Annotated in this window: 9 protein-coding genes and 1 tRNA gene; 3 read left to right on the top strand and 7 right to left on the bottom strand. The window is 60.8% G+C overall.

Features of this window, described 5'->3' with window-relative positions:
* The first annotated feature begins 13 nt into the window (after positions 1 to 13).
* A tRNA-Gly gene (locus Q7V31_RS08820) sits at positions 14 to 87 on the top strand.
* Positions 88 to 95: 8 nt separating this feature from the next.
* On the opposite strand, the gene Q7V31_RS08815 is transcribed toward Q7V31_RS08820, so the two are convergent.
* The 5 genes from Q7V31_RS08815 to Q7V31_RS08795 all read right to left on the bottom strand — a co-directional run bounded on the left by Q7V31_RS08815 (position 96) and on the right by Q7V31_RS08795 (position 6,249).
* Complete coding sequence (locus tag Q7V31_RS08815; protein ID WP_304733699.1) at positions 96 to 1,304, bottom strand: hypothetical protein; 1,209 nt, start codon at positions 1,302 to 1,304, stop codon at positions 96 to 98.
* An 81-nt stretch (positions 1,305 to 1,385) separates the two neighbouring features.
* A complete protein-coding gene (locus Q7V31_RS08810) occupies positions 1,386 to 2,222 on the bottom strand; it encodes an outer membrane lipoprotein-sorting protein (protein ID WP_304733698.1) in 837 nt (278 codons plus the stop codon).
* A gap of 72 nt (positions 2,223 to 2,294) precedes the next feature.
* Positions 2,295 to 4,637 (bottom strand): RND family transporter, encoded by a 2,343-nt coding sequence (locus Q7V31_RS08805; RefSeq protein ID WP_304733697.1) that lies wholly within the window; start codon positions 4,635 to 4,637, stop codon positions 2,295 to 2,297.
* A gap of 26 nt (positions 4,638 to 4,663) precedes the next feature.
* A complete protein-coding gene (locus tag Q7V31_RS08800; protein WP_304733696.1) occupies positions 4,664 to 5,317 on the bottom strand; it encodes a TetR/AcrR family transcriptional regulator in 654 nt (217 codons plus the stop codon).
* Positions 5,318 to 5,655: 338 nt separating this feature from the next.
* Positions 5,656 to 6,249 carry a hypothetical protein gene (locus tag Q7V31_RS08795; RefSeq protein ID WP_304733695.1) on the bottom strand — a complete coding sequence of 198 codons (594 nt, stop codon included), beginning with the start codon at positions 6,247 to 6,249 and terminating at the stop codon, positions 5,656 to 5,658.
* Between the two features lie 218 nt (positions 6,250 to 6,467).
* On the opposite strand from Q7V31_RS08795, the gene Q7V31_RS08790 reads away from it, so the two are divergent.
* A complete protein-coding gene (locus Q7V31_RS08790; protein WP_304733694.1) occupies positions 6,468 to 8,438 on the top strand; it encodes a BCCT family transporter in 1,971 nt (656 codons plus the stop codon).
* A 60-nt stretch (positions 8,439 to 8,498) separates the two neighbouring features.
* Entirely contained in the window at positions 8,499 to 10,025 is a 1,527-nt protein-coding gene (locus tag Q7V31_RS08785) for a malonyl-CoA synthase (RefSeq protein ID WP_304733693.1), read from the top strand.
* 3 nt (positions 10,026 to 10,028) lie between these two features.
* Here Q7V31_RS08785 and Q7V31_RS08780 read toward each other — a convergent pair whose 3' ends face one another.
* Positions 10,029 to 10,559, bottom strand: coding sequence for a PleD family two-component system response regulator (locus tag Q7V31_RS08780; protein WP_304733692.1), 531 nt, complete (start codon positions 10,557 to 10,559; stop codon positions 10,029 to 10,031).
* Positions 10,560 to 10,633: 74 nt separating this feature from the next.
* The gene (locus Q7V31_RS08775; RefSeq protein ID WP_304733691.1) at positions 10,634 to 12,634 is read right to left on the bottom strand and encodes a glycosyltransferase family 2 protein; all 2,001 of its coding nucleotides are present in this window, start codon (positions 12,632 to 12,634) and stop codon (positions 10,634 to 10,636) included.
* Positions 12,635 to 12,793: the final 159 nt, after the last annotated feature.

Raw genomic sequence — 12,793 nt, 5'->3', positions numbered from 1 at the left:
AGAACCGGCTCGCGCGGGTGTAGCTCAATGGCAGAGCAGAAGCTTCCCAAGCTTACGACGAGGGTTCGATTCCCTTCACCCGCTCCAGCCACCCCTCAGAAATGGCGTGCGATACGCAGCTGGATCAGATCGTCGTCGCTATAGGAAAAAAGCGGGTCCGAGCGCGGCACATTGCCGAAAAAACGCGCTTCCAGACTGACGAAATAATCATCGCCGAAACGGCGTTGCGCCTCGATTGAAAAACCCAGCGCCTGTGTGTCGAGATCTACAGTTGTGCCCGCAAGCACGGCCGTCGATGCAGCATCGTTCGGCGTCCAGCGCAGCGCCACAAAGACATCGTTCGCAAACGGGTTCTGCCGGTTGGCACCCCTGTCATCCCAGACATATTCGGCGACGAGGCCGACATCCGAGGCCGTGTCGAAGATGCTGTAGAACGTATATTCGATGCCGCCTGTCGCCTGCAGGTGCTGTTCGCCGAGCTGGTTCTGCCAGAACCCCTCGAATTTGTAGAGCCAGGCGCCAGCCGTTGCCTGGACATCTGTGCTGAGCCGCTTCGCCTGTGCGTAGAACGGCACGAGCACGGGCCGTGCGCTGGCATCGAGGCCCGGCAGGAGCAGCGGATTGCGATTGGTGCCCTGAAAATAACTGACACCGACATCCCAGATGTCGAACGTATTGCTGTAGCGCAATGCGAAATCGAGATGGTGCTGCTTCGCGCCGCTCTCGTACTGTGTCTGCGTTTCGTCAACCGGCAGGTCGAAGGCCGGGCGGCCCGAGCGGCTCGGAAAGGTCCGCTCGCGAAAATAGGGAAGCAGGTAGCCTGTAAACGTTCCGACCTCCCAGACGGACGAAACCATGATCATCGGCTGACCGAGTTTCTCCTCGCCATCGATACTCTCCACGAGATCCGTCTGGTTGATGATGTCGACAAGGTGAACGGCCTCCGTCACGCCCCAGAAGACCTTGTCGAGGCCAATGCGGAACTCCCAGTTATCGATGGCGCGCGCGTATTTCGCCTCGCGAACGTCGACATGTGTGCGGTGGTCGTCCTGCCGGTCCCAGCGCGCAAAGGGCGTCACCACGATCCACTGGCTCGAATTGTCCCAGAATCTAGAAAACGTGACTTCGGCGGCGACAGATGCATTCCAGCGCCGCTGTTCCGCGCCACTCGCGCTTTGCGTGAAAAACTGCAACTCCGGTTCCACATAGCCCGTGACACGGATGTCGCTGGCCTGCGCGGCACCCGTCGCAAGCGTCATGCTCAGCGCCAGTGCCGTCCGCATATCGAAAATTCTGGAATGCATCAAAGTCCCCCAACCGGTCGTTGCCGCGGCCCGCCATGCCTCTCCGTCCGGCGGGCCGCGGTTTCCATGCTGTCTCTGCGATCAGCGGGCGCGCTGCAACGCGTTGGTGCTGAAGTCGTTCTGGGTCAGTCCGTTGCCAAAGCTGTATTCTTCCCAGGTCAAACGGGTCGACTTGCCAGTCACGACATTCGCCATGAAGAGGTCATGCGCTCGCCAGAACTTGCTTTCGTATAGCTTGTAGTCGGTCAGTGTGAGTGTTTTGAGCAATTCGCCCTTGCGATCGTAGTATTCGACCTTGCGCCCCTGATAGTCGGTCGTGTCGGTCCACACGACCTGTCGCGTGTATCCAGAGTGCTCATAGAGCGGGTAGCGCTCGGTCACGTGGCAGGTACGCTCCGCCACCGGTTCGGGGCAGAGTTCGTCGCGCAGCCATTTGTAGCTGTACTTGCCGACTTCTGTGGACGAGAAATCCTCGAAGGCGAATTCGCTGCCCATGAAGGGGCCGGATTTGTTGACGGAGGAAATGCGTTTCACGCGTTTGACTGCGGGCAGATACATCCACTGATCGTCCGGATCGAGGATTTTCGCATAGGTGAGAAGCGCCGTGCCGTCGACATCGCGAGGCTTGTCGAAGACATTGAGTGTCCAGTCGCCTTCCTCCGGGTTCGGGTTTTCGAGCGTCATGGACCGGAGCGCGCGCTCGCTTGTTTCCCCATATGCATTTTCGAGGATCATTTTCATGGTGGCTTTGGTGTCGCCGAACCCCTGGTTCCGTCGGTCGGTTTCTTCGGCGATTGCAAGGCCCTTGGCCGCCGGGTCGTCGGGCAGCGCGACGGCTTCCGCGCTGGCGGATGCCGAGAGGGGCAGAAGCAATGCCGTGACGGCTGTAACCAGCTTGAGCGAATCTCGAATATGCATTTGATCCTCCTTTTTTCCCCGCGTGCGGACGGAGATACATGCAGTCGTGTTTGGTGCCGCTTGCGGCCCGGCCTATTCCGCCGGTGAGGCAGATGCCACGACATCTGCCGGCGGCGCTATTTTCTTTCTGCGATCGACGGTAATGAGCAACGCTGGCAGCAACAGGAAATCGATGATCAGCGCCACGGCGACGGTCAGCGCCACCATGATACCCAGCATCGCGTTCACCTTGAAAGGTGACAAGGCCAGAATAGCGAAGCCGACGATCAGAACAAAGGTGGATACCCACAAGGCCGTGCCGACTGTCGAGAAGGCGTAGCGTACGCTGTCCTCCGGCGACTTGCCCTGCTCGATGCTGGCGCGGCGGTATTTCGACAGGAAATGCACCGTCGCGTCGACAATGAGACCGAGCGCCGTCGCGATCACGAAGGTCGACCAGAAACCGACCTCGGTCGTGAAGAGCGCCAGGATGCCGAAAGCGGCAATCGGCGGCGTCAGGTTCGGGATCAGACTGACGATGCCGAGCCTGAGATTTCGGAGCGCCAGCATCAGGCAGGCCGAGATCAGTACCAGCGCGATGGCCGTGCCGGTGGTCATGGCGTTGAAATTGTTGCGGCCGATAAAGGCGAACATGACGGCCTGTCCCGCGGGATAGGAATACATATGTTCCGGCGCGTTGGTCTTCAGCCATCGGTCGGCGCGGTCGATCAGCCCCTGCATCTCGACGGTCGAAATGTCGGTCAGCGTCAGCGTCAGCTTGGTCGCCGATTTGTCGACATTGATCTGGTCGTTGAGATCGAGGCCGTAAGGCAGCGACATCTCGTAAAGCAGCAGGAACTGAGCGGCCATCTCGCGGTCGTCGGGCACGCGGTAATAGCTTTCGTCGTCGCCATGCATGCTCTTGTTGATGCGTTTCATCACGTCGGAGAAGGTCGAGACGTGGACGACTTCCGGTTGCGTGCGGAACCAGTTGGCGAAATCCTCGACTTTGGCCACATATTCGGGGTTCGACACGCCGCCCGTTTCGCCCGATCCCAGCGAATAGCTGATCTGGTAGATGCCGGTCAGGTTGTCGGCGGCCCAGTCGGAAGCGACGCGGAACTCCATGCGCTCGTCGAAATAGGTGACGAAGCGGTCGTTGAAGGTGAAGCGCGGCAAGAGCGTCGCAAGGCCGGCGATCACCACGATCATCCCGACCAGCAACACGCGGCGGTTGGCGATCACCACTTCGGCGATACGGCCCATGAACTCGCTCTGCCTGACCAGCGTGTCCTTCGCCTTCATCGGCAGGATGGCGGCGAGCGCCGGCAAGAGCGTCACCGACAGGAACCAGGCGATCAGGGCGCCGACGGCGGCCGTGTTGCCGAGGTCGCGGAAGGGCGGCGCGTCGGAGAAGTTGAGGCTCGCGAAACCGATGGCGGTCGTCACGCTGGTCAGGAACACCGGTCCCCAGTTGACGCGCAGGCTTTCGACGATGGCGTCGTGTTTCGACAGACCGCGCCGCATCTCGATCAGCATGGTGACGAGAATGTGGATCGAGTCCGCCACCGCGATGGTCAGTATGATGGTCGGCGCGCCCGACGAGGGCGGCGTCAGCTTGACGCCCGCCCAGCCCATCACGAGGCCCATGGCGGCGGCCGCCGACAGAGTGACGACGAGGATCGTCGCGATGGTGCCGGGGATCGAGCGCGTCAAAAAGAAGACCGTCAGCGCCAGCACCAGATACATGGCCGGCGTCAGCGTCGCGAGGTCGCGCTGCGCCGCCTCGGCAAACGAATTGGAAAGCGCCACCGAGCCCGTCAGCTCGAAACGGATATCGGGGTGCGCGGCGCGCATGTCGGCCAGCAGCGCGCGCGCATGGGCCATCACTTCCGCCGTTGCCTGCTGGTCGTCGCGCGGCATTTTCAGCGTTGCGGCAATCGCCGTCGTCGTTTCGTCCTCGGAAATCAGGCGATTGGCGATCACGGGTTCTGCAAGCGCAATGGCACCGATGGCGTCGGCCTCGGCGGCGCTCAGGCTTGCCGGATCTTCCACGAGGTCACGCACCGTCAGGTCGTCGTTCTCGGCGCTGGTGTACTGGTAGTTGGTCAGGCTGTCGACGCGGGTCGAGAAGGGCGTCTGCCAGGCGCGTTCGGTGATTTCCTTGACGATGGCGAGCCGTTCGGGTGTCGTCACTTTGCCCTCATCGGGCTTCAGCACCCAGAGCAGCGTGTCGGGGCTCGTATAGGTCCGCTCCAGCCGTTCGAAGGCCTGCAGGTTCGGGTTCTGGTCGGTGAAGAAATAGCGGTAATCGTTCGAGAACTCGATGAAGCGGCCGCCGCTGGCGAGGTAGAGCACGCCGGCGACAGAGGCCAGCACCACCAGCCAGCGGAACTTCACAATTGCCTTGCCGTAGGCGACGACCCAATCGTTCATGAACCCTCACTTGCCCCGCCGGCCGGTTACGGCCGCAGGCTTTCCAGATAGTCGAAAAATGCCGTTGCCGCCGCGTGCCCCACTTCGAGGTCCTGCGTCGCCTTGATCATGCTGACGACGCCCTGATGGCTGGCGACGATCAGCGTCGCCACGGCCCGCGCATCGATCCCGGTACGAACGGTGCCCTCGGCCTGACCGCGCGCCAGCGCATCGGCGATGGCGCCGCGCCAGCGTTCGAAAAGGTCGGTGAAAATTTCCTGGAAACCGGCATCAATGCCGGAAAGTTCCTGGCTGAGATTCTGGTAGGGGCAGCCGAAGCGCGGATCGACGCCGATGCCGCCATGGGCATGGCGTTCGATGATGGCGCGGATCGTGGCGAGCGGGTCAGCTGTCGCGCGCAGCGGCTCGATCCAGACATCCCTGATATATGCCCCGATAAATTCCGCCGCCGCCGCGACACCCAGCGCATGCTTGTCGGGGAAGTGGTGATAGAGCGAGCCCTTGGTGCAGCCGGCCCTGCGGAGGATCTCGTTGAGGCTCGCCGAACGGAATCCCTGTTCGTAGATCTCGTCAAAGGCCGCCTCGAGCAGGGCATGCCGCGTCCGGTTGCCGCGAACATGCCGGCCATCGGGCTCCGGGGAGGCCGCTAAAACGGCCGAGGTCCTGGGATTTTCAGGCATTTTAATATAAACCAACCAGTTGGTATGTTGGTTTAAATAAGCCCTTCCCGGCATTTGGTCAAGAGCCCGGTCATGTGGCTCGCGCGGAAAGAGCCCTGCGCCGATTTCCCGGCAGCCTGCAATGGGCTGCCGGAGGCATGGTCCGTATGGGTCATGCAAGTCTATGGTCGCCGCGGCACATTAAAGCGATTGGCGGTCACGATTCCCGGATGGACGAGATGGCAATCGCAAGGCATGTCGCGGCAGGTACGCTCGGGCTTTCACTCGGCCTGCTGCTTTTCTTCGTAATTATATTCGGTTCCGCACTGGCCAGTCCGCTTGTATAGCGCGATGCGGCTCTAACGCGGCATCATCGGCGGCATGCCTGCCGGCATTTTCATGGCCGTAACACCATCGGGTAGACGAAACAACGCTGGGTCCTGTGCCCCGCGCGTCAGGTTGGTCAGCAGCATCGAGAATCGTCCTTCGGCGCCGGCGCCCTCGGCTTTCATCGGAATGCCATCGCGTGTCATCCAGACAAAGATCGTTGCTGCAACGTCGTCCCGGTCGATTCTGTATTTGGTCGTCCGTTCGCCTTCGACCGATTCTTCACCCAGCTCTTCGGCCTCGATGCCTTCGTCGTAAATCTCGCCAATGCCGTAATCGGCGACGTCGCCCGCGCCCATCTCCATCGCCATGTTCATATCGGGCATGTACATCAAAAGCTTCTTTTCGTCGGGTAGCAGGATCGATACTTGCCGCATTCCCTGCATTGACGTTTCCCAACGCTCCCGGCCGTGGTCGTAGTAGATCGCGCCGCTTATCGTCATGCCCGCCGCCTCAACGACGCGTGTGGCGCTGTAGGCTGTGTCGGGCGGTGTCAGGGTCGCAGCCGCCGCACTGGATGATGCAAACGCTGCGACGAGGACGGTCGTAATCGTCAGAATACGCATGGGGAACAACCTCCGTGAAATGAGTAAGCAAGCCTAGCCTGCATGCGTGTCGCCTGCCACCTGCGGAATGCGGGGGTTGGCCATGCGTCTCCAGCATGCCATGCTGCGGCTACGCAAAATCAGTATCCGGCGCGGAATCGGCGCGGCGAACCTCATTCGCTGCTGGTTGTACCGCTTTTCCAATGCACCGCCCCACTTGCAGTCGAAAGGAACCGGAAATGAACGGACCCCCGCTTTTTCAGGCCAGCAAGCCGGTGTTTCTCGGTTCAGCGGCGCTGATTTTTGCGGTGATTTTCTTCGTCGCATCCTCGCCCTCTCTGGCCGCTTCGGTGTTCTCCGGGGTTCAGTCTTTTATTGTCCGAGAGCTCGGCTGGTTCTACGTCGCTGCCGTCGCGACCTTTCTGGTCTTTGCCGTGGGGCTTGCGCTTAGTTCGATGGGTCGGATCAAGCTTGGCCCCGACGACGCCGAGCCCGATTTTTCGACGCACTCCTGGTTTGCGATGCTGTTCAGCGCCGGCATGGGCATCGGCATCATGTTCTATGGTGTCGCCGAACCGGTGCTCCATTTTTCATCGCCGCCGGCTGGCGACGGCGGAACGATCGACGCTGCGCGCAGGGCCATGCAACTTTCCTTTTTCCACTGGGGTCTGCATGCCTGGGCAATCTACGCGGTGATGGGTCTGGCACTGGCCTACTTCGCGTTCCGTCAAGGATTGCCGCTGACGCCGCGCTCGGCGCTCCATCCTTTGATCGGGGATCGCATTTACGGCTGGCCCGGCCATCTCGTCGACATCTTCGCCGTCCTGGGCACCATGTTCGGCGTGGCGACATCGCTCGGCCTCGGCGTGATGCAGATCAATGCCGGCCTCAACTACCTCCTCGGCATTCCCGTCACAATCACCGTCCAGGTGGCGCTGGTGGCTGGTGTCGCACTGCTTGCCACCATCTCCGTTGCGTCGGGGCTCAACCGCGGAATCCGTCGTCTCTCGGAACTCAATCTGACGCTGGCGGTCTTTCTTGTTGTCTTCGTCTTTGCCGCCGGCCCGACCGTCTTCCTGCTACAGGCGGTGATGCAAAACACCGGCGCTTATCTGAGCGAAATCGTTGGCCGCACATTCACCCTCTATGCATATCGGCCCAATGACTGGATTGGCGGCTGGACCCTGTTCTATTGGGGCTGGTGGATTTCCTGGTCGCCCTTTGTCGGCATGTTCATCGCTCGAATTTCGCGTGGACGCACGATACGGGAATTCGTTGTCGGCGTGTTGCTGGTGCCATCGGGTTTCACGTTCCTCTGGTTCACGGCGTTCGGAAACACGGCCTTGTCGATGGAGTTGTCGGGTGCCGCATCGATGGTTGCCGCTGTCGAAGCCAATGTCGCGGTCGCACTTTTCCAGTTTCTCGAACAACTGCCATTTGCCGTCATCACAATGACGATTGCGACGATTCTGATCGTCACGTTCTTTGTCACGTCATCGGACAGCGGCAGCCTCGTCATCGACATCATCACCGCCGGCGGCAATATTGAATCGCGCGTCTGGCAACGTGTCTTCTGGGCGCTGACGCAGGGCCTCGTTGCCGCAATCCTCTTGCTGGCTGGTGGCCTGGCCGCTTTGCAAACAGGCGCGATCGCCTCCGGTTTCCCGCTGGCGGTGATCATGCTGCTCGTCTGCTACGGACTTTTCACCGCACTCCGGCAGGAAGTGCAACGTCAAACAAACATGCAAGTCGCGATGCCCGTCGCGTCGGGCATGGGCCATTTGCCGGTTCCTTGGCGTCAGCGGCTGAGTGCGATGCTTCACCAGCCGACCCGCGAGCGCGCAGTCACTTTCATGCGCACGGTCGTGAGGTCAGCTCTGGAGGAGGTCGTCACCGAGATTCGAGCGCGCGGTCTCGATGCGGCGCTGTCTATCGACGACGAAAAAGTCACGTTCACCATATTGCATGGAAACGAGGAGGAATTCCGCTACGACGTATCATTGCGCGGCGTCGTCTTGCCTGCCTTCGCGATGGCGATGCTGGAGGGAGAGCGCGAGGGGCCGGAGCGCACATGGCGTGCGGAGGTATCCTTGCACGAAGGTGGCCAAGGATATGATATTCTGGGTTACACCAAGGAGCAGGTGATTGCCGACCTGCTAGGGCAGTACGAACGCCACCTCAATTTTCTTCACATGCAGCGCACCGGATAATGCGGTCCGCCGCCGTCTCCTGTATATATCGGGCCTGTCCATCGCCCCGCCCGAGGCAATATGAGCTTTTCACTGTACACGCTGATCGAGAACGGCTTTCCCGAAGACCGAGCGCGTATTGCGCTGGAGGTGCCGGGCCGCGCCCACGGACCGCGCGAGTGGTCATTTGCGCGCCTGTCCGCCCATGTGGCCAATTATGCAGCCCTCCTTGCACAGACAGGTCTGAAACCCGGTGACCGCGTGGCACTGCAGGTTGAGAAGTCGCCTGAGGCGCTGATCCTCTATCTCGCCTGTCTGCGTGGCGGGTTCATTTTTTTGCCGATGAACTCGGCCTATCGCATTGAGGAGGTTGACTACCTTGTGGGCGATGCCGAGCCCGCTCTTATGGTCTGCGATCCTGCGGTGGAAGCGGTCATCGGTGATCTTGCGCGGCGTCGCGGGGTGCCGCGCGTTCTGACGCTCGACGCCGGGGCCCGGGGCAGTTTTATCGAAGCGGCCGCGGCGGTCACAGACGCCGCGCCGCCCCTCACCCGCGGCGCCGACGACCTCGCCGTCATCCTCTATACGTCCGGAACCACCGGAAAGCCCAAAGGCGCCATGCTGACACATGGCAATCTCGCTTCGAACGGGCTCGCGCTGCGCGAAGCGTGGCGCTTCACCGACCAGGACGTGCTTTTGCACGCCTTGCCGATTTTTCACGCACATGGACTTTTCGTCGCTTGCCACTGCGCTCTTCTTTCGGGCGCCAGAATGATCTGGCGGCCGAAATTCGACCGTGCCGATGTAATCGATCTGTTGCCGCGCGCCACGACATTCATGGGTGTGCCGACGTTCTACACACGCCTTCTCGCAGGCGCGGATTTCGACGCCGCGCTGGTCCGCCACATGCGCCTGTTTACCTCCGGTTCGGCGCCCCTTCTCACTGAAACATTCGACGAATTTCAGGCCCGCACCGGCCACGCCATTCTCGAGCGTTATGGCATGACGGAAACGGGTATGAATACGTCGAACCCCTATGATGGCGAACGTCGCGCAGGCACCGTCGGTTTGCCGCTTCCGGATGTCGAACTGCGGGTGACGGACGACGAAGGCGTGCCGCGCACACCGGGCGAAATCGGTGGCCTCGAAGTGCGCGGGCCCAATGTCTTCAAGGGCTATTGGCGAATGCCCGAAAAGTCGGCCGAGGAATTTGCCGACGGCGGATGGTTCAGGACCGGCGATGTCGCGATGATCGACGCCGACGGTTATGTGCATCTGGTCGGTCGTGCCAAGGATCTGATCATCTCGGGCGGCTTCAACGTCTATCCGAAAGAGATCGAGGAGCTGGTGGACGACATGCCCGAGGTTCTGGAATCGGCCATCGTCGGCGTGCCGCACGCGGATTTTGGAGAGGCGGGTGTCGCCGTTGTTGTGTTGCGTGAGGGCGCAGTCCTCGACGAAGCAACACTCATCGCTCGGCTGAAGGAGAAGATCGCCAATTACAAAGTTCCGAAGCGCGCCTTCTTCGTGGAAAGCCTGCCGCGCAATACGATGGGCAAGGTTCAAAAAAACTTCCTGCGCGAAGACTACAAGTCTGCCTGCGCCTGAGTGTCAGTTCTTGATGTCGCTGTCGCGTCGTTTCACGACAGCCTTGCCCTCACGGCGGCGGCGATCGGGACCTGTAAATTCAGCCGAACGCACGATCGCGCGTGGGTGCGTCAGGACCGTCTCGATGCGTGCCATCAGTTGCTGCGCCGAAAAGGGTTTTGAAAGAATTTCTGTGACGCCGGCGTCCCGGGCTCCGATAATGGCGCTGCGTTCGCGTTGCTCCGTCACATAGATGACCGGAATGGTGCTGAGCTCGTCTTCGTCAGCCGTACGAAGGGCGCGCACAACCGAAAGGCCATCGAGCGGCGGCGTTAGGTCATCCATGATCACGAGATCGACCTTGCCGCGCATCAGGGCCGTCAACGCCTCTTCGCCGGAGCGAACGCTGGTGATGTTGCGAACACCGAGCGCTGAAAGGATGCTGCGCAGAAGGTTGGCCATGAACTGTGTATCTTCGACGATCAGCACGCCGAGCTTCAGGTATTGCTCCGGGCCGAGGGTCTTGATTTCCTGGGACGTGCTGTCCTGCGCCATTTTGGTCTCTCGTCTGCCCACCCGCCGCTGTCCGGCGCCGGGCCCGACTATGGCCGAAACTCTTTAGCGATTCGTTAGGAAGGATCGTCGGAGATCGAACTTCTATGGCGCATTTCAGCCGGATTTCGCAGGGGCGGGAGGCGGGCGAGTTGATCCGCCATCATGCGGCTCAGCCCATGGTCGGTCTTTTCCCAATGAAATGGCCGCGTGATGAGCTGCCAGATCGCCTTGTAGGCAGCAATCGAGATCAGCAGCCAGTAAGCCGGCATTGTCAGTGTCTGCAGAAAAAGCGGTGCCAGTCCGCGCACCAAGATGGCAACCATGCCGGCTGCAATGGCAGCGGAATATCCCGCGACTAGCACAACCAAATTGAAAATGGCGAGCGCGGTTCCGTGTTGAAATCCGGCCGGCGTTCCTGTGAGGACGAGCGCCAGTGCCGTCGCCGCATAGAACACGGGATGCAGCAGGTTCGAGAGCGAAAAGCCGCCGATCACGATCTGGAAACCGACAAAGCCCCGAAGGCCCAGCGCCCGATAGAGCTGCATGGGATGACGCATCCGGACCAGATAGGTCTGCATCCAGCCCTTGACCCAGCGTGAGCGCTGGCGGATCCAGTTGTTGAGGCGGCAATTGGCCTCCTCCTGTGTCGTCGAGCGTATGATCCCGCAGCGGTAGCCTTTCAGTGCGAAACGCTGACCGAGATCGGCGTCCTCTGTCACATTGTTTGGGTCCCAGGCACCGGCCTCGCGCAGTGCCGCGATGCGGAAATGCGTCGACGTACCGCCCAGCGGGATCGGCATCCCCAGGCGCGTCAGCGTTGGCAGCAGCAGGTCAAAAAAAGCGGCGTACTCAATGGAGAATTGCCGCGTAATCCAGTTTTCGTTCCAGTTGTAATAGTTGAGTTGTGCCTGCACGCAGGCCAGCTTTTCGTCGCCCAAGGCAAATGCGGCAACGGCCTTCTTGAGTTGCTGGGGCTCCGGCATGTCTTCGGCGTCGTAGATGACAAGAAACGCGCCACGGGCGAAGGGCAGGGCGAAGTTGCATGCTTTGGGCTTTGTTCGCGGCATGGTTGTCGGTACACGGATGAACTCGAAATGGCCGGGCAACTTCAGCGCCTTCGCCGTTTCCCAAGTTGCGGTATCGCTCTCCTCGAAAACGAATTTGATATCGAGCTTCGATGCCGGGTAGTCAATTTTTTGAAGCGCCTGCGCGATAATCGGCAGCACACGGGCTTCATCGAAGAGCGGCACCATGACGGTATAGACCGGCAGGTCCACATCGGCGGGCGCGCCGTGCCTTTCATACGCGCGCTCCTCATCGGTCGGGCGCGCCATCAGGCCCACGAAAATGGATGTGTATCTCAAAACCGCGATGGCAAAGAAACTCAGGCCGAACACAATATTGAGCGTGACCAGGGTGATGTCGGGCCCGGCAATGAACGCGACGATGGCCAGTGCACTCAGGCATGCCAGGAAGATTGCCTGAGGACGGGTCACCGGTGTCGCGGCCGAACTCTCCGGCATGCGGCGCGCGAGATCCGAGATCGCCCGTTCGCTGAGCGCATCGCCGAATTCGTCCATGACGGTCTGGTTGATGTCACGCGGCGACGTAACGAAAACAGGCTGCGGCCGTCCCTCATGCTGTGCGATCGCTTGGCGTGCCGCGGCGGGATCTGCCGCCACGTAGATTGTCTCCGCACCTCGCCGTCGCCAGGGCAGGCATTGCTCGCGCAGATAGAAGTCGACATCAACAGCGTGTCGCAACGTCGCATCGCGGGGATCGTTCTGCAGATCGACGAAGGGAAGTCCGTGCTGCGCGGCATAGAGACGGGCCATATCGACCTGCCGCGCCAAGCCGGAGCTGACCATGATGCGGCCGAGAGACGTCCCCCAGCGGCGCTGTCGATCGAGTGCCGCCTTTATTGTCTCGGGCAACGCCAAACCCGACGCAACGGCGAGTTCACCGATCAGCGGCGGTGCGATACCCGAAAGCCGTTGTCTCGGTGGACTGCGGCCGTCGTTGCGCATCGGCGCGGACCAAGCCTGCCGGCCATCGGCATCTTTCCTGTTTTCCAATAGGGATCTCCGGATTCGAACGCGTGGCGGAGTTCTCGGCAACACACACTCGGATTACGGAAATTGAATACTAGTATAGATTTCCCTTAACCTTAATAGCCTGAATGACGAGGGTACGGTCCTTGCTGCTGAAAGGCCGAAAGCGGCGCGGATTCCTGT

The organism is Parvibaculum sp. (assembly GCF_030651915.1).
Taxonomy (GTDB): Bacteria; Pseudomonadota; Alphaproteobacteria; order Parvibaculales; family Parvibaculaceae; genus Parvibaculum.
This window is presented reverse-complemented; position numbering and strand designations above follow the sequence as displayed.

Excerpts from the sequence above, each read along its gene's own strand:
- Q7V31_RS08800 (WP_304733696.1), bottom strand. The coding sequence starts at position 5,317 with ATGCCTGAAAATCCCAGGACCTCGGCCGTTTTAGCGGCCTCCCCGGAG.
- Q7V31_RS08815 (WP_304733699.1), bottom strand. The coding sequence starts at position 1,304 with ATGCATTCCAGAATTTTCGATATGCGGACGGCACTGGCGCTGAGCATG.
- Q7V31_RS08810 (WP_304733698.1), bottom strand. The coding sequence starts at position 2,222 with ATGCATATTCGAGATTCGCTCAAGCTGGTTACAGCCGTCACGGCATTG.
- Q7V31_RS08805 (WP_304733697.1), bottom strand. The coding sequence starts at position 4,637 with ATGAACGATTGGGTCGTCGCCTACGGCAAGGCAATTGTGAAGTTCCGC.
- Q7V31_RS08785 (WP_304733693.1), top strand. The coding sequence starts at position 8,499 with ATGAGCTTTTCACTGTACACGCTGATCGAGAACGGCTTTCCCGAAGAC.
- Q7V31_RS08795 (WP_304733695.1), bottom strand. The coding sequence starts at position 6,249 with ATGCGTATTCTGACGATTACGACCGTCCTCGTCGCAGCGTTTGCATCA.
- Q7V31_RS08790 (WP_304733694.1), top strand. The coding sequence starts at position 6,468 with ATGAACGGACCCCCGCTTTTTCAGGCCAGCAAGCCGGTGTTTCTCGGT.
- Q7V31_RS08780 (WP_304733692.1), bottom strand. The coding sequence starts at position 10,559 with ATGGCGCAGGACAGCACGTCCCAGGAAATCAAGACCCTCGGCCCGGAG.